This is a genomic window from Streptomyces sp. NPDC057565 (genome assembly GCF_042801455.1).
GTDB lineage: Bacteria > Actinomycetota > Actinomycetes > Streptomycetales > Streptomycetaceae > Streptomyces > Streptomyces yanii.
Genome location: NZ_JBHVFU010000009.1, coordinates 1 through 16,855, shown reverse-complemented (window position 1 = coordinate 16,855; position 16,855 = coordinate 1). Strand labels below are relative to the sequence as shown.

Below are 16,855 nucleotides of genomic sequence, written 5' to 3'. Positions count from 1 at the left end.
TGCCGACAGTGACCAGAGCCGGACAAAGCTGTCCGGGAAGCGAGGAGTCTCCATGGGCGCCACTGCGCATTCAGTCGAGAGATCTGCCGTCGAGCGGTCGACGATCAAGAAGGTCTCGATCCGGCTCGTCCCCTTCGTGGCCCTGATGTTCTTCGTGAACTATCTGGACCGCACGGCCGTGTCCTTCGCCGAGCCGAACGGCATGGGCCAGGACCTCGCGCTCACGGCGGCCCAGTTCGGCTTCGCCTCGGGCGTCTTCTTCATCGGCTACATCATTCTCGAAGTGCCGAGCAACATGGCCCTGCACAAGTTCGGCGCCCGCCGCTGGCTCGCCAGGATCATGGTCTCCTGGGGCATCGTCGCCCTGCTCTTCACCTGGGTGCAGAACAGCGAGCAGCTGTACACGCTCCGCTTCCTGCTCGGTGTCGCCGAGGCCGGATTCTTCCCCGGCGCGATCCTCTTCCTGAGCCAGTGGGTGCCGTCCCGGCACCGGACGAAGGTGCTCGGCCTCTTCTACCTGGCCCAGCCGCTGACCACCGTGATCGGCGCCCCGCTGGCCGGCTGGTTCATCAATCAGCACGGGCTGTTCGGCCTCGAGGGCTGGCGCGTGATGTTCCTCGGCGTGTCCGTCCCCGCGATCCTGCTGGGCGTCATCGCCTGGTTCTACCTGATCGACAAGCCGGCCGACGCGAAGTGGCTGACCGCCCCGGAGAAGGAGTGGCTGACCGCCGAGCTGGCCGCCGAGAACGCCACGAAGACCGGCGCCGACGAGAAGTCCGGGCACGGGCGCGAGGCGCTGAAGGCCGCGTTCACCAACAGCCGTGTCTGGACCCTCGCGCTCATCTACTTCGGTTTCATCTACGGCCTGTACGCCCTCGCCTTCTTCCTGCCGACGATCATCAACGGCTTCCAGGAGCAGTTCGACACCTCGTTCAGCGTCATGGACAAGGCCCTGATCACGGCGATCCCGTATCTCCCGGCGGCGATAGTCCTCTTCTTCTGGTCGCGTCACGCCACCAGGCACGGCGTCGGCAAGTGGCACATCGCCGGCCCGGCCGTCGTGGGTGGTATCTCCATCCCGATCGCCCTCTACATGGGCTCGCCCGCCGCGACGGTCGCCGTCATCACCGTCACCGCGTGTGCGATCTTCGCCGCGCTGCCGGTCTTCTGGTCCGTGCCGTCCCAGTTCCTGACCGGCGCCGCCGCTGCGGCCGGTATCGCTCTGATCAACACCGCGGGCAATGTGGCCGGTTTCGCCGCCGGCTACGTCACCGGCTGGCTGAAGGACTTCAGCGGCGACTACTACCTGCCGCTGTTCCTGGTCGGCGCCTTCATGCTCATGTCCGCCGCACTGATGCTGTGGCTCGCCGGCCGGTCCAAGGACCGCGACGCGGGTCAGGGCCGGTCCCTCGTGGAGGCCCACTGATGACCCGCCTGTTCAACGACCCCGCCGCCTTCGCCGACGAGGCACTCGAGGGGTTCGTCGCCGCCCACCCCCACCGGGTCCGTCAGGTCCCCGGCGGGGTGGTCCGGGCCACCCGTACCGCCCCCGGCCAGGTCGCGGTCGTCGTCGGCGGCGGATCCGGCCACTACCCGGCCTTCTCCGGCCTGGTCGGCCAGGGCCTCGCGCACGGCGCCGCGGTCGGCAATGTCTTCGCCTCGCCCTCCGCCCACCAGGTGCGGCAGGTCGCGAAGGCCGCGCAGACCGGCGGTGGTGTCCTTCTCGCGTACGGGAACTACGCGGGCGACGTCCTGCACTTCGGGCAGGCGGCCGAGCAGCTGACCACCGAGGGCATACCCGCCCGGACGCTCGGCGTCACCGACGACATATCGAGCGCCTCCGCGGCCGAGGCGCACAAGCGCCGCGGGGTCGCGGGCGACCTGGTGGTCTTCAAGGCGGCCGCGGCCGCCGCCGAGGCGGGACACGATCTCGCCGAGGTGACCCGGATCGCCGAGCTGGCCAATGCCCGCACGCGTTCCTTCGGTGTCGCGTTCTCCGGCTGCACGCTGCCGGGCGCGGACCACCCGCTGTTCACCGTCCCCGAGGACCGGATGGCAGTCGGGCTCGGCATCCACGGCGAGCCGGGCATGGGCGAGCAGCCGGTCCCGAGCGCGGACGAGGCCGCCGAACTGCTGGTGAGCACGGTGCTGGGTGAGCTGCCCGAGGGTGTCGACTCCCCGTGCGGGCAGCGGGCAGCCGTCATTCTCAACGGCCTCGGCTCGGTGAAGTACGAGGAGCTGTTCGTCGTCTACCGCCGGGTCGCCCAGCTGCTTCATGAAGCCGGTGTGGAGTCCGTCGACCCCGAGGTCGGCGAGCTGGTGACCAGCTTCGACATGGCGGGCGTCTCGCTCACCCTGTGCTGGCTGACGGACGAACTGGAACCGCTGTGGACAGCTCCGGCGGATGCCCCCGCGTACCGCAAGGGCACGGTCGAGGCTGCGGACCTGATCTCCGAAGGTCCTGCCGAGCAAGCCGTCGAGGAGCCGGTCCCGGCCGCCACCGAGGAGTCCCGCGCCGCCGCCCGTACCGTCCTCGCCGCCCTGCGCACCCTGAAGTCCACCGTCGACACGCACGCCGACGAGCTCGGCCGGATCGACGCGGTCGCCGGTGACGGCGATCACGGCATCGGCATGCAGCGCGGATCCACGGGTGCGTACGAGGCAGCCGTCCGCGCGGAACAGCTCGGCGCCGGTGCCGAAACGCTCCTGCACCGGGCCGCCGACGCCTGGGCCGACAAGGCGGGCGGCACCTCGGGCGCCCTGTGGGGCGTCATCCTCCGCGCCATCGGCACCGCCCTCGGCGACACCGGCCGGCCCACCGCCCCCGTGGTCGCCGCCGGAGTCGCGGAGGCGGCGGCGGGCGTGATGCGCCTGGGCGGGGCGGAGGTCGGCGACAAGACGATGGTCGACGTCCTCGTCCCGTTCGCCGAGGCACTGACCACCGCCACCGCCGACGGGCAGTCGCTGTCCATCGCCTGGGACACAGCGGCGAGCACCGCAGCCGCCGCCGCGGCCGCCACCGCCGACCTGCTGCCCCGCATGGGCCGGGCCCGTCCGCACGCCGAGAAGAGTCTCGGCACCCCGGACGCCGGGGCGCACTCCCTCGCCCTGATCGTCCGCGCCGTCCACCCCGTTCTCGCACCCACCCTGGAGATCCGCTGATGTCCGACAAGCTCCGCATCGTCGTCGGTTCCGACGACGCCGGTTACGCGTACAAGGAAGCCCTCAAGAAGGACCTGGAGGCCAGTGACCTCGTCGTCACCGTCACCGATGTGGGCGTCGACGCCGACGGACACACCGCGTACCCGAAGGTGGCCATCGCCGCCGCCGAGTTGGTCGCCCGCGGCGAGGCGGACCGCGCCCTGCTGGTCTGCGGCACCGGTCTCGGTGTCGCCATCGCCGCCAACAAGGTCAAGGGCATCCGTGCGGTGACCGCCCACGACTCGTTCTCCGTCGAGCGCGCGGTCCTCTCCAACAACGCCCAGGTCCTCACGTTCGGGCAGCGCGTCGTCGGTCTCGAACTGGCCCGTCGGCTGGCCGCCGAGTGGCTGACGTACCGCTTCGACGAGACGTCCGCGTCCGCCGCCAAGGTCGCCCTCATGCAGGACTACGAGAACCAGCAGGAAGCAGCAGCCTGATGCCCGCCGCTTCCACCGCTCCGACGCCGATCACGATCGGGGTGAGCCTGAAGATGTACTTCGGCCACCACCAGACCCTGAACTGGGCGCGCCGGATCGCCGACACCGCCGCCCGGCACCCGGCCGTGACGACCGGCGTCGCCGAACTGTTCGTGCTGCCCGCGTTCCCCGCGCTCGTCCCCGTCACCGGCATCCTCGCCGGCACGGGGGTGCGGACCGGAGCGCAGGACCTGGCGACCGAGGACACCGGCCCCTACACCGGCGAGGTCAGCGGCGCCCATCTCAAGGAGATCGGCGCGAGCTACGCCGAGGTCGGCCACGCCGAACGCCGCCGGCTCTTCGGCGAGGGCGACACGGTGGTCGCGGCCAAGACGGCCGCCGCCCTGCGCAACGGCCTCACACCGGTCCTGTGCGTCGGTGAACTCGACCGGGTCTCCCCCGCCGAGGCGGCTGCCCGTACGGTCGCCGAGGCAGAGCGCGTCCTGGCCACGGCAGCCCATGACGGCGCCCCGGCCCCGGTCGTCCTCGCATACGAACCGCAGTGGGCGATCGGCGCCCCCGAACCGGCGTCGTCCGAGCACATCCGTACCGTCTGCGCGGCCCTGGCCGACTGGCTGTCCACGCAGCCCGCCCTCGTCGGCAGCAGGGTCATCTACGGCGGCAGCGCGGGCCCGGGACTGCTCACCGAACTCGGCACCGGGGTCGGCGGCCTCTTCCTCGGCCGGTTCGCCCACGACCCGGCGGCGGTGGAACGCATCCTCGACGAGGTCCTGGCCCTGCACGCCGAATCGCCGGCAGGAGTGTCCTGATGGCCTACGGACTAAGCACCTACGCCTTCTTCTGGCGGATCTCCGAGCGCGCCCCGCAGCCGCTCACCGTGCACGACATGCTCGCGCAGACCCGTGACCTGGGCGGCGAGGTCTTCCAGATCTGCGACTACCCGCTGATCGAGACGTTCGACGACACGCAGCTGGACGCGGTACGCGCCACGGCGGCGGAGTACGGCATCACGCTGGAGCTCGGCACCCGGGGGGTGCGCCCCGCGCACCTGGCCACGTATCTCCGTATCGCGCAGCGTCTGGGCGTCACCCTGGTCCGCTCGATGATGAACACGGCCGACCACCGGCCGAGCGTGCCCGAGGCGACGGCCCTGCTCCGCGAGGCCGTCCCCGGCTACGCCGCGGCGGGTGTGACGCTCGGCCTGGAGACGTACGAACAGGTCTCCACCGACGACCTGCTGTCCGTCGTGCGCGGCGTCGACAGCCCGTACCTCGGCGTCGTCCTCGACCCGGGCAACAGCGTCGCCCGGCTCGAACGCCCGGTGGACGTCGTCGACGCCACCGCCCCCTACGTGGTGAACATCCACGTCAAGGACTTCTCGTTCTCCCGCCGTGACGGCTGGGTCGGCTTCACGTTCGCCGGCTGCCTCCTCGGCGAGGGCCTCCTCGACTACGACCACATGATCGACAAGGTCCGGCCGGCCGAGAAGGGCATCAACCAGATCGTGGAGCACTGGCTCCCCTGGCAGGGCGACTTCACCGAGACCGCCCGCCTGGAGGACCAGTGGACCCGGCACAGCATCAACACCCTTATGAGGAGCAAGTAATGGCCACCGAAACCACGACCGCATCCACCACCGTTGCCGTCATCGGGGCCGCCGGCAAGATGGGCCAGCGCGTCTCCAACAACCTGGTCAAGAGCGACTTCACCACCCTCTTCGCCGAGAACTCGCCGAAGGGCCAGGAGCTGATCCGCGAGCTCGGCCGCGAACTGACCGACGGTGCCGAGGCGGCCGCCCGGGCCGATGTCGTCATCCTCGCCGTGCCGGACGTCGTGCTCGGCAAGGTCTCCGAGCAGCTCGTCCCGGTCATGAAGCCGGGCGCGATCCTGCTGACGCTGGACCCGGCCGCCGCTTACGCGGGTCTGCTGACCCGCCGCGCGGACGTCCACAACGCGGTGGCGCACCCCTGCCACCCGTCGGTGTTCCTGGAGCGCACGACGAAGGAGGAGTGGGCCGACACGTTCGGCGGCATCGCCGCCCCGCAGGAGGTCGTCGCCTCCTTCGAGCCCGCCGCCGAGGCCGCCGACCCGAAGGCCCAGGAGCTGGCCGAAGCAGTCATCTCCACGATGTACGCCCCGGTCGTCGAGGTCCACTGGGTGACGGTCAAGCAGCTCGCGGTCCTGGAGCCGACCCTCGTCGAGACGATCGCCTGCATGGTCGGCGCGCTCCTGACCGAGGCGCTGCACGAGACCGTCCACACGGTGGGTGTCCCGGAGAAGGCGGCCCGCGCGATGCTGCTGGGACACACCCAGGTGGCGCTGGCCAACACTCTCAAGGGCTCCAACCCGTTCTCCGACGCGTGCCTGATCGCGATGGACTACGGCCGTGAGTCGATCGTCCGCGACGACTGGAAGAACGTCTTCAACGACGACGAGCTCGACAAGGTCATCACGCGGATGCTCAAGATCAAGGAGATCAAGCGCTGACCCGGCGCCTGCCGGTACCCGTACGGGCCGGGCCCCCCGCCACGGACGGGGCGCCCGGCCCGTACGCGTATCGGCGGGCGGGCGTTCGCCGGCTCGCGGTCCACGGGAAAGGCCGGGGCCCGGTCACCGGGAAGCGGCCAGGACGTCGATGCCGGCTGTCGGCTCGTCCGCGGCCTTTGCCGCCGGGTGCGCCTTGGTGAGGGTGCAGACTCCGTCCACACACTGGCGTTCCAGACGGCCGCGGGAAATGGTCTGCGTCAGGCCGACCATCCAGCAGGTGGGACAGCCGCGGAAGGCGATCAGGGCCAACGGGGCCGCCAGCAGGGTGGCCGGGCCGGCGACGGGCACCAGGCCGATCGAGCCGATGATCAGCCCGAAGCCGATGGCGCCGCGCGCCAGGTGGCGCGGGACGGACTTGCTGGCGAAGTTCTTCTCGGGCGCCGCGGACTGTGCGGTGGCCCGGGCCTTCTCCCCCTGCGCGGGCTTCACGGTGTTCACGGTCATGAGTCTCCTCCGACTGGTTGGTCGATGGCTTGATCGGTCACTGTCAGTGAGTGACGCAGTGCTGCGCGCGCTCTGTGCAGCCGCGATTTCATCGCGGCGTTGCTCAGACCGAGCGAATGGGCGACGGTCTTGCCGGGCAGACCCTGTACGTCCCGCATGATCAGGACCTGCCGCTGGTCACCGGGAAGGGCACAGACCGCAGCCGCGATCCGCTCCACCTCCAGCCTGTGCAGCACCGCGTCCTCGGCGGACGGTTCCGCGGACGCCTCCGGTTCGGCCGACGCGTCGTCGCTCCGTGAGACGAGCAGCCGCACTTGCCGGAGGCATTCGTTGCGCACAATCCGGAACATCCATGAGGCAAGCGCGCCGGTGGCCCGCAAGGTGCCGATCTTCCGGTAGAGGATGATCAGCGCCTCCTGCGCCGCGTCCTCCGCGTCCTGCGGTGAGGCGCACAGCGATATGGCGAACTTGCGCACATGGGGCTGCGATTTCATGACGACGGTGGTGAGCGAGGTGACGTCGCCGTCCTGAGCGGCCTTGATCAGCCGCTCGTCCGGCCAGGGGAAGCGTTGGTTCATGTGCTACTCATATTCGGAAGGCGCTCCGTGCGCAGACGCTGGTCAGCTTCGGCTCCTGTAACGCCGCATCAGGTGCCAGCTGCACGCGCCCACGAGCAGGGCTCCGATCACTACGAGGCCAGTGACCATCATTGATGTTTCCTCCCGGTTCTGCCGGCCCGTTCGGCCGGTACACAGATAAGAGGCGGGGAGGTCCGGAAAGGATTCACCTCCCAGCGCTGTTGCAACTCGTGATCTCGGATTGATGCCGATCAGGCGAGGTTCAGAAGGTCGAGCGGGCGGCGGAAGTCCGTGCGCTGATTCTCCGGGCGGCGGCCACGTGCCGTCACGGACGACGCGGGCGGCTCCGGCGACGGATCCGTCCCGGCAGACATGCCCCGACGCACATCCCACCGGAGACCGCGCAATGACCGCTCAACAACCCCTCACGTACGAATCGTTCGTCGCACTCGCCGTGGCCGACCCGGCCGTCGTCGGCCTCGTCCTCAAGGGATCCCACGCCCATGACGGCATGGCGACCGAGCACTCCGACCATGACCTCTACGTCGTCGTCGCCGATGGTGCCGCGACCGATCTCGTCCGGTTCGCCGGCCACCGCACAGCCGAACTCGACCTCGTCGTCCTCCCGCTCGCCGACTTCCGGGCGGCCGGAATGCCCGGATTCGAGCGCTACGCCCTGGCGCGGGCCCGGGTCGTGCTCGACAGGCTCGACGGGGGCATCGCCGAGATCCTGGCCGCCAAGGCACGGCTCGACTCCGCTGAGGCGTTCCGGGACGCCGATCAGTGGCTCGACGCCTACGCCAACTCCCTCTACCGCTCCGTCAAGAACAACCGTGACGGACATGCGCTCGCCGCCCGCCTCGACGCCGCCGACAGCATCGGATTCCTGCTGGAACTGCTCTTCGCCCTGGACCGCCGTCCCCGCCCCTACAACAAATACCTGGAGTGGGAACTCAGCCGATACCCGCTGCCCGGCTGGGACACCGCCCCGCTGCTGGAGACCTTGGACCGCATCTCGGCAACGGGCGGCGTGTCCCTCCAACGGAGCCTCTTCGCCCGGATCGAGGCAGCGGCCCGGCACGCCGGCCACGGCGCGGTGCTGGACGCGTGGGGCGAGGACCTGGAACTGATGCGACCGCGATAGCGGGGCTCACCCGCGGGGCTTCGGCCAGTCCTGGGTGTCCGCCCATGCGGCGTACGAGGTCCAGGGGACAGTGGGGAACTGCGCGCGCAGCGCCTCCAGGTCCACCTGGTAACCGGTGGTCTCCAGGAAGCTGTACATGGCGAACATGTCGGGGTTGACGGTGCGCAGATCCTCCAGTGCCGTCTGCCGGAACGCGACCGTGCCGCCCGCGGCCCGCCCGATCTCCTCGGCCATCCGGACCGGTGTGGGGTCGTCGCCCGCCACTTCGATCCGCTGCCCGATCCACCGGTCCGGATCGGCCACGACCGCGGCCACGACCCGGCCCAGATCCTGCCGCGCCACCTGCTGGAGAGGGGTGTCGCCGGAGAGCGGCATGGTGAGGAGGCCGGCGGCGACCTCGTCCAGCGCGCCCAGCGCGTTGTCGTAGAAGTAGGTCGGTGCCACCACTGTCGCCGGAAGTCCTGAGCCGGCCAGCAGCTCTTCTGTCCTGGCCTTGGTCTCGAAGTGCGGGACGCCGGTGCCGCGGTCCGCACTGGCGACGGAGGCCAGCACCAGATGCGGCAGCGCGGCGGCCTCGGCGGCCCGTACGATCGCCTCGCCCTGGGCCACCTCCGCGTCCAGACCGTTCTGGAACGGCGTGGTCACGGCGAACGCGGCCGTCGTGCCCCTGAACGCCTCGGCGAGCGAGTCCGCGTCGAACAGATCTCCGGGGACGACCTCCGCTCCGGCCACGGCCAGTGCCCTGGCCCGCCCGCTGCGGGGATCACGCACCACGGCGCGCACGGCACGCCCCGCCTCCAGCAGGGCGGCGGCCACCGCACCACCCTGGCCACCGGTCGCTCCGAGTACCGCGATGGGCATGGCTTCTCCCTGATCGTCGACAGACATGGGTCCATGCTTACCAGCAGTGGCCGCGCCTGCCACCGGGAGGACCCCGGGCGGTGGGCGTCGGTCCTGTCTCGTGTCCGTCTCGATGACGACCGGCACATCGCTCGCCCGGACCGTCTTGCCCACGACCCGGTCGGTGGCTCCCCAGGACGTGGACGGCGCCTCGACCGGACGCAGGCCGTACCCCGACTCTGCGCCACTCGTCTGCGCACACCGCTGCGGCCCCTGCTCACCCAGTGCGTCCGACACCTCGATACGGAGCGTGTCCGCCAGGTCGAGATGCCTCGGCTCGAAGTCCCGCCCCTTCACGCGCCCGTGCAGCACCGCGTTCGCCGCCAGTTCGGCCACGACCGAGGTCGGCGCTCCAGCCGGAGGTGGTTCTCCGCGCCCCGGCCGCGCCCCCGGCGTGGACGCGTCGTCGAGGTGCCGCTGACCGGATTCGCCGGCCGGACGCGCTCGAAGCACAGCTGACGCAAAGGACTTCCGCGCCGTCGGGCTCCCGTGCTTAGGTGATGGCCGCCATCACCGGAACCAGGACGAGGTGTCATATGCGGTTCGGAGCAAGGAAGTTTGCCGTGATGGCAGCAATAGCCCTCGTGGTCGGCACAGTCGGCGGGCCGACTGCGGCCGCCGAGCGTGATCACGGGCTGCCGCTCGGGCCGCGCGGCCTTCCCGAGACCCGTACCGTCGAGACCCTCCAGCCCGGCGTCACCCTGACCACGATTGTTCGCGGCGAGGCCGATCCTGCCGACGGCTGGACCGTCGAGGTCGCCGTCCCCGGTGGCGGCAACAACCCGGACCCCGACGCGCCGCCCACAGCCATCGCCGACCGGGCGCATGCCGACGCTCTCGCCGACGCCTTGTCCGGCAAGGGATTCGTCACTCGCGTCGAGGAGGTCACGACCCCTGCCGTGGCCGACTTCGCCGGCGGCACGCTCGGCTTCCGGGTGCGGATCGGGCTCGACGCCGACAAGGCAGCCGCCAACACCCTCCTCGCACGGGTGCGGGCCGCGGGTTTCACCGCCTCCACCGTCTTCACCGGGTGGGACGGCGCCTCGACCGACCGCGGTCCGTGGCGCGTTCAGGTGCTCACCATCGACCCCGACAAGTTCCGCGGTGACCTCGCCGGCGACTTCGGGCCGGACATCGAGCGGCGCGAGACCACCAGCGCGCTCGCCCGGGCCCGGAACGCGACTGCCGGGGTCAACGCCGGGTTCTTCGTGCTCGACCCCGCCGCCGGTGCGCCCGGCGACCCCGCCGGCCTCGGCGTCTACGACGGACAGCTGCGGAGCGAGGCCACCAACGGCCGGCCGGTGTTCACGTTCACCGCCGACGCGCGGCACGCAGGCGTCAACCGGTACAGCTGGACCGGCGAGCTCAGGGGCGGGCGCACCACGCTGACCCTCGACGGCATCAACCGCGTCCCCGGCCTGATCCGCAACTGCGGCGGAACCCACGACGACCTGCCCACCAGCCACCCGCTCCACGACACGACCTGCACCGACCCCGACGAGCTCGTCGCCTTCACCGCGGACTACGGCGCCTCCACCCCGGCCGGCCCCGGCGTGGAAGCCGTCCTGGACCGGCAGGGCCGGGTGACCGAGGTCCGGGAGACCCGCGGTGGCGCGCTCCCGGCGGGCGCCCGCTCGGTTCAGGGCACCGGCACCGAGGCCGCCGCCCTGCGCGCGATCGCCAAGCCGGGCGCCCGCCTCGCCGTCAGCGGCCACCTGACCGATGGGCAGGGCCGACCGGCCCACAGCCCGCAGATGGCTGTCAACGGCGGCCCGGAGCTCGTCCGCGACGGCCGTCCCCATGTGACACCGCAGACCGATGGCATGGTCCGGCCCGGCGACCCGAGCTTCTACTACGGCTGGGCGGCCAAGCGGAATCCGCGCACGATCGCCGGTGTGGACGGGCATGGCCGGATCATGCTGGCCACGGTCGACGGCCGCGCCGTCGACAGCCTCGGTCTGTCCATCGCGGAGAGCGCCGCGGTGGCCGACTCCCTCGGCATGGAGAACGCCGTCAACCTGGACGGCGGCGGCTCGACCACGATGGTCGTCGACGGCAAGGTGATCAACCGCCCGTCCGACGCGGCGGGCGAGCGCCCGGTCGGCGACGCGATCCTGGTGCTGCCCTGAGTTCGGCTGCCTGATCGAGTCGTCCTTCGCGGTCGGCAGCCGCGTGGGCTTCGTCGGCTACGGCCTCGAAGGCGAGCGGATCGTGCAGGTCTACGGCGACATCGAAGTGTTCGATCCACTCAGGGAGTTCACCTGCGTCCAGCATCCGGGAGCGGCGCACAACGAGAAGCACGCCGAGGCCGGCTGCCGGATGGCCCACCGGCTGACGCCTCACGACGGCATGACGGAACTCGAACCGACCGTCGACCGGTGGAGCGAGGGCAACCCGGCCTACCAACACGCCGCGACCGTCGGAGTCCCTATCCTGTCCGGATGGCCACTCCCCTTGAACTCGTCATATTCGACTGCGACGGCGTGCTCGTCGACAGCGAACGAATCGCTGTGCGCGTCCAGGTCCAAGTGGGCGCCGAGCTGGGGTGGGCACTGACGGAGGACGAGGTCATCGAGAAGTTCGTGGGCCGGTCGAACACGTCCATCGGTGAACTGATCGACGCCCGACTGCCTGGCCGGGCCCCGGTATGGCAGGAGCGGTTCGAGCAACTCCACCGCGATGCGGTGGACACCGAACTCATCGCGGTCGACGGCATCCACGAGGCGCTGGCCGCCCTCACGCTCCCCAGCTGCGTGGCGTCGAGCGGCAGTCACGAGAAGATGCGTCACACCCTCGGCCACACCGGGCTCCACTCCCGCTTCGAGGGCCGGATCTTCAGCGCCAGTGAGGTCGCACGCGGCAAGCCCGCCCCCGATCTCTTTCTCCACGCGGCCCGGCGGATGGGGGTCGAGCCGTCCGCCTGCGTCGTCGTCGAGGACAGCAAGTACGGTATCCAGGCCGCCCGTTCGGCCGGGATGCGGTCGCTGGGCTACGCCGGTGGGCTGACCCCCGCGCACTGGCTGGAAGGCCAGGACACCGTGGTCTTCGACGACATGCGCAAACTGCCGATGCTCCTGTCCGAAATCTGAGCGTCACGTCTGCATGAGGCCGCGGAGCAGCAGGCGGACCATACCCGTACACAAAAGGGCCGGGCGCACCTCCACAGGTGAGGCGCCCCGGAAATCCCCGGGACGGAGCGCGACGGCCCCGTCGGAAAGTGGAGGCGGGACTACTCCCCCAGCACCGCCTGCATCACGCTTTTCGCGATCGGCCCGCCGAGGCGTCCGCCCGAGATGTCCGAGCGGGAGATGTCCATGTCCGTCGGGTCGATGAAGACCGCGACCGCCACCGACTGCCCGTCGGCCTTCTTGCCGTACGAGACGAACCAGCCGTACGGCACCTCGTCTTTGACGTTCACGCCGCGCTGCGCCGTGCCGGTCTTGCCGCCGACCGTGACCCCGTCGATCAGGGCCCGCTGCGCGCTGCCTTCCTTGGCGGTGAACTCCATCATTTCCTGGACCTTCTTCGCCGTTCCCTCGGACACGGCCTGGCTCTTGAGCTTCGGCTCGTGCTTCTCCAGGGTCGACAGGTCGGGGCCGCGCAGCTCTTCGACGAGGTACGGCTGCATCAGCTTGCCGTCGTTGGCGAGCGCGGCGGTCACCATGGCCATCTGCATCGGTGTGCTGGTCAGGCTGCCCTGGCCCATTCCGGTCAGCGCGGTTCCGGGCTTGTCCAAACCGGTCGGGTAGAGGCTCCTGGTGGCGAGCATGTCGCCGAACTCATCGGAGTAGACATCGGAGTTGAAGCCGAACCTCTCCGCCGTCGCGCGCATCTTGTCCGCGCCGACCTTGGACGCCGCGTCGAGAAAGACGTTGTTGCAGGAGTGCTGCATGGCGGTCTTCATCGACGCCTTGTTGCAGACGGCGTCTCCCGCCTCACTGCCGATCCTGTTCGAGGAGAGCGGCAGGGGGTACGGGGAGACCGCGTCGGACGCGGCGTCGACATCCGTGACCACCCCGTTCTCCAGGGCCGCGGCCGCGGTGAGGATCTTGAAGGTCGAGCCGGGCGGGAAGGTCTCGCGCAGCGGACGGTTGGCCAGCGGCTTGCTCTTGTCCTTGACGAGCGCCTGGAACCTGTCGCCCTCCTTGAACGTGTTCCCGGCGAAGACGGACGGGTCGTACGAAGGCGTGGAGACGAGCGCCAGGACCTTGCCCGTGCGCGGATCGAGCGCGACGACCGCGCCCCGGGCGCCGAGGTCGGTCAGTCCCTTGTAGCCGGCCTCCTGCGCCTTGGGGTCGATGGTGGTGATCACATCGCCGCCGCGGCGCTGCTCCCCGGTGAGGATGTCCTTGGCGTGCCGGAAGGCGAACCGGTCGTCCTGGCCGCTGAGGATGGTGTCGTACGTCTTCTCCAGGAGGGACATGCCCTGTGCCTGGGAGGCGTAGCCGGTGACGGGGGCGTACATCGCGCCCTGCTTGAAGGTCCGCCGGTACCTGAAGTCCGTGCCGTCGACCGCCTTGGAGCCGGTGATCGCCTTGCCGCGGACGATGATGTCGCCGCGCGGAGTGGCGAACTGGGCGATCTTCACCCGGTGATTGTGCTCGTCGGTGGAAAGCGCCTCACGCTGGAAGTGCTGGAGCCAGTTCGTCCGCAGCAGCAGGGCCATTATCAGCAGCCCGCAGAAGATGGCTATGTGCCGCAACGGCCTGTTCATCGTTCCCCCGCTCCCCGGAACCGGTTCGATCTTCAACAGGGGAAGATGCGCATACCGGGCGAGCGGTTGCACCGGGGGCGGGCCCGCGGAAGGGGGCGCGGGCCCGCCCGGCCGGGGTAGTCGATCATTCCCGATCACCGACCCCCGAGAGACGTGGCGCGCCCGTCCTCCCGGAGGTGCGGAGCGGACATCACCCGAGCGGTCCCCGCCCGCGGTGCCGTCCCGGCCCTGCCTCGGTCACAGATACTGTGCGTAATCGTCGAGGGTGCGCAGGACCTCTGCCGCCCCTGCCGGGGGAAGCTGCAGGACGACCTCCTCGATGCCCAGGTCCGCGTAGTGCGCCAGCTTCCCCGCGCTCGGCAGCACCGCGTACGGCACCACCTGGAGCTGCTTCGGGTCCCGGCCCGCCGACTCCCAGGTCTCGCGCAGAACGGGCAGCGATTCCGTCAGCCCCCGGCCGCCGATCGGGAGCCAGCCGTCCGCGTACTCCGCGATATGGGCGAACAGCTTCGGGCCGGCCGCGCCGCCGATCAGGGTGCGCGGGCCGGACACCGGGCCGCGCGCCTCCTGGACCGGCTTCGGGTACGCGTGACTGGCCCGGACGGACCCGAACTCACCCTCGTAACCCGTGGGCTCGTCCGCCCACAGGGCGCGCATCAGCGCCATCCGGTCGCGGCCCAGCTCCCGCCGGGTCCGCCAGGTCACTCCGTGGTCCGCGGCCTCCTCGACATTCCAGCCGAAGCCGAGGCCGAGCGTGAACCTGCCGCCGGAGAGGTGGTCGAGTGTGGCGATCTGCTTCGCCAGGTCGATCGGGTCGTGCTGGGCGATCAGGGTGATGCCGGTGCCGAGCGCCAGCCGCTCCGTCACCGCGGCCGCCTGGCCGAGGGCGACGAACGGGTCGAGCGTGCGGCCGTACTCGGGCGGGAGGTCGCCGCCCGCCGGATACGGGGTGTCCCTGCTCACCGGGATGTGCGTGTGCTCCGGCAGATAGAGCGCCGCGAATCCCCGCTGTTCGAGCTCGCGCGCGAGCCGTACCGGCGTGATCGTCTCGTCGGTGAGGAAGATCGTTGTGGCGATCCGCATTCGAGGACACCTCCGTCGTCGTCTGACCCCAACCTATGCGGTGCGGATCAGGACGCCCAGGACTCCCGCGTCGCCGTTCCTGTCCGTGAATCCACTTCCTTCTGCGGTGAGTTCATGGCCCCCTGGCAAGGTTCTGGTACGTCGCCCTCGTCGCTCACGACACCCTGGGGAGCCACTCGTACGACCGGATCGGGCACCCCGCACAACGGCCCGCTCGGCAGGCGCGGTCTTCTCGTCGGGACCGCCGCCACCGCCCTAACGTTGTCCACTGTGAGCTTCGCGAACGCCTCACCCGGCAATGACGGCGCTACGGACCGGGCCGACCTGACGAAGACCGTGCGCGGCACCCTGCCGACCGGGTCGCCCGACTTCGTCTATCTGCCGGTCGACGTGCCTCACGGCGTACGGGAGATCGCGGTCTCGTACGCGTACGTGAAGACGCCCGTCCCGGCCGGTACCCAGGGCAACGCCCTCGACATCGGCATCTTCGACGAGCGCGGCACGGAACCGGGCGGGCGCGGGTTCCGGGGCTGGTCCGGCGGGGCGCGTGCCGGCTTCTTCATCCGGGCGGACGAGGCGACACCCGGTTATGTCGCGGGTCCGGTACGGGCCGGGACCTGGAACATCGCGCTGGGCCCGTACACCGTCGCGCCCGAGGGTCTCCCGTACGAGGTGACGATCACCCTCCGTTTCGGCGAATCCGGCACCACTCCGGCGCCCGTGTACCCGCCCGAGCGCGCCAGGGGGCGCGGCCGCGCCTGGTACCGCGGAGACTGCCATCTGCACTCCGTCCACTCGGACGGCAAGCGCACCCCGGCCGAGATCGCCACCGCCGCGCGCGCCGCCGGGCTCGACTTCATCAACAGCAGCGAACACAACACCCACACCGCACACAGCGCCTGGCAGGGGCTGTGGGGCGATGATCTGCTCATCCTGACGGGCGAGGAGATCACCACACGCAACGGTCATGTGATCGCGCTCTCCACCGACCCCGGCACCTTCGTCGACTGGCGCTACCGGGCCCGCGACAACCGCTTCGGGCACTACGCGAAGGCCGTCCGCCGGGCGGGCGGCCTGGTCGTCCCCGCCCATCCGCACGCCACCTGCATCGGCTGCCACTGGAAGTTCGGCTTCGACGAGGCGGACGCGGTGGAGGTGTGGAACGGGCCGTACACCCCGGAGGACGAGATCGCGCTCGCCGAGTGGGACAACTCCCTCGTCGCAGCCGTCCGCGCATCGAAGCCGTGGGTCCCGGCGATGGGCAACAGCGACGCACACCGCGAGCCGGACACGGTGGGGCTGCCGCAGACCGTCGTCCTCGCCGAGGAGCTCTCGCGCGACGCGATCCTCGCGGGCATCCGGGCCGGGCACTCGTACATCGCCGAGTCGTCCGCCGTCACCCTCTCCTTCGGCGTATCGGGCGGGCGCGGCGGGCACCCGGGGATCGGTGAGCGGCTGCGGGCCGACGCGGACAGTCCGGTCACCGTACGGCTGGAGGTCACCGGGGTGCCCGGCTGCACCGCCCACTTCGTCACGGACCAGGGCACGCTGTTCAGCTCCACGCTGCCGGAGTCGGGCACGGGCACGGTGGAGTGGCGCACGACCCCGAGGTACGCCGCCTATGTCCGCGCCGAGGTCCGCCACCCGGCCACGGTGCCGGGGCTGCCGGGGGCCCTGGCGGCGCTCACCAATCCGGTGTTCCTGGACATCTCCTAGTGTCCTGAGTCTTTGATTCGGTTTAGATATCCGGTGAGGCGTTCGAAGATCTCGTCGGCGGTCTTCGTCCAGACGAAGGGCCTGGGGTTGT

General features: G+C 70.6%; 15 protein-coding genes. 10 read left to right on the top strand and 5 right to left on the bottom strand.

Annotated elements, in window-relative coordinates:
- Positions 1-52: 52 nt before the first annotated feature.
- From ACFU8W_RS19270 to ACFU8W_RS19245, 6 genes are read left to right on the top strand one after another with little or no spacing between them, the layout of a single operon-like run.
- A complete protein-coding gene (locus ACFU8W_RS19270; RefSeq protein WP_384038484.1) occupies positions 53-1,426 on the top strand; it encodes an MFS transporter in 1,374 nt (457 codons plus the stop codon).
- A complete protein-coding gene (locus tag ACFU8W_RS19265; protein WP_384038482.1) occupies positions 1,426-3,162 on the top strand; it encodes a dihydroxyacetone kinase family protein in 1,737 nt (578 codons plus the stop codon). The genes ACFU8W_RS19270 and ACFU8W_RS19265 overlap by 1 nt, the downstream gene beginning before the upstream one ends.
- A complete protein-coding gene (locus tag ACFU8W_RS19260) occupies positions 3,162-3,638 on the top strand; it encodes a ribose-5-phosphate isomerase (protein ID WP_384038479.1) in 477 nt (158 codons plus the stop codon). Before ACFU8W_RS19265 ends, ACFU8W_RS19260 begins: the two co-directional genes overlap by 1 nt.
- The gene (locus ACFU8W_RS19255) at positions 3,638-4,447 is read left to right on the top strand and encodes a triose-phosphate isomerase (RefSeq protein WP_384038476.1); all 810 of its coding nucleotides are present in this window, start codon (positions 3,638-3,640) and stop codon (positions 4,445-4,447) included. Before ACFU8W_RS19260 ends, ACFU8W_RS19255 begins: the two co-directional genes overlap by 1 nt.
- On the top strand, positions 4,447-5,244 hold the full coding sequence (locus ACFU8W_RS19250) for a sugar phosphate isomerase/epimerase family protein (protein WP_384038473.1): 798 nt from the start codon (positions 4,447-4,449) through the stop codon (positions 5,242-5,244). The genes ACFU8W_RS19255 and ACFU8W_RS19250 overlap by 1 nt, the downstream gene beginning before the upstream one ends.
- Entirely contained in the window at positions 5,244-6,125 is an 882-nt protein-coding gene (locus ACFU8W_RS19245) for a phosphogluconate dehydrogenase C-terminal domain-containing protein (protein ID WP_345517623.1), read from the top strand. The genes ACFU8W_RS19250 and ACFU8W_RS19245 overlap by 1 nt, the downstream gene beginning before the upstream one ends.
- A gap of 123 nt (positions 6,126-6,248) precedes the next feature.
- Here the strand turns inward: ACFU8W_RS19245 and ACFU8W_RS19240 are convergent, their stop codons facing one another.
- Entirely contained in the window at positions 6,249-6,629 is a 381-nt protein-coding gene (locus ACFU8W_RS19240; RefSeq protein ID WP_384038469.1) for a hypothetical protein, read from the bottom strand.
- Complete coding sequence (locus ACFU8W_RS19235; protein WP_384038466.1) at positions 6,626-7,207, bottom strand: RNA polymerase sigma factor; 582 nt, start codon at positions 7,205-7,207, stop codon at positions 6,626-6,628. The genes ACFU8W_RS19240 and ACFU8W_RS19235 overlap by 4 nt, the downstream gene beginning before the upstream one ends.
- A 406-nt stretch (positions 7,208-7,613) precedes the next feature.
- Here ACFU8W_RS19235 and ACFU8W_RS19230 point away from each other — a divergent pair, with 406 nt between their 5' ends.
- On the top strand, positions 7,614-8,351 hold the full coding sequence (locus ACFU8W_RS19230; protein ID WP_384038463.1) for a hypothetical protein: 738 nt from the start codon (positions 7,614-7,616) through the stop codon (positions 8,349-8,351).
- A gap of 6 nt (positions 8,352-8,357) precedes the next feature.
- Here the strand turns inward: ACFU8W_RS19230 and ACFU8W_RS19225 are convergent, their stop codons facing one another.
- A complete protein-coding gene (locus ACFU8W_RS19225) occupies positions 8,358-9,212 on the bottom strand; it encodes an NmrA family NAD(P)-binding protein (RefSeq protein ID WP_384038919.1) in 855 nt (284 codons plus the stop codon).
- A gap of 605 nt (positions 9,213-9,817) precedes the next feature.
- Here ACFU8W_RS19225 and ACFU8W_RS19220 point away from each other — a divergent pair.
- Together ACFU8W_RS19220 and ACFU8W_RS19215 are read left to right on the top strand one after the other, a co-directional pair.
- Complete coding sequence (locus ACFU8W_RS19220; protein ID WP_384038460.1) at positions 9,818-11,380, top strand: phosphodiester glycosidase family protein; 1,563 nt, start codon at positions 9,818-9,820, stop codon at positions 11,378-11,380.
- A 312-nt stretch (positions 11,381-11,692) separates the two neighbouring features.
- Complete coding sequence (locus ACFU8W_RS19215; protein ID WP_345517616.1) at positions 11,693-12,340, top strand: HAD family hydrolase; 648 nt, start codon at positions 11,693-11,695, stop codon at positions 12,338-12,340.
- Positions 12,341-12,480: 140 nt separating this feature from the next.
- Here ACFU8W_RS19215 and ACFU8W_RS19210 read toward each other — a convergent pair whose 3' ends face one another.
- The gene (locus tag ACFU8W_RS19210) at positions 12,481-13,965 is read right to left on the bottom strand and encodes a peptidoglycan D,D-transpeptidase FtsI family protein (protein ID WP_384038456.1); all 1,485 of its coding nucleotides are present in this window, start codon (positions 13,963-13,965) and stop codon (positions 12,481-12,483) included.
- A 237-nt stretch (positions 13,966-14,202) separates the two neighbouring features.
- Positions 14,203-15,048 carry an LLM class F420-dependent oxidoreductase gene (locus tag ACFU8W_RS19205; protein WP_384038453.1) on the bottom strand — a complete coding sequence of 282 codons (846 nt, stop codon included), beginning with the start codon at positions 15,046-15,048 and terminating at the stop codon, positions 14,203-14,205.
- A gap of 261 nt (positions 15,049-15,309) precedes the next feature.
- On the opposite strand from ACFU8W_RS19205, the gene ACFU8W_RS19200 reads away from it, so the two are divergent.
- Entirely contained in the window at positions 15,310-16,764 is a 1,455-nt protein-coding gene (locus tag ACFU8W_RS19200; RefSeq protein ID WP_384038449.1) for a CehA/McbA family metallohydrolase, read from the top strand.
- The last annotated feature ends 91 nt before the right edge of the window (positions 16,765-16,855 follow it).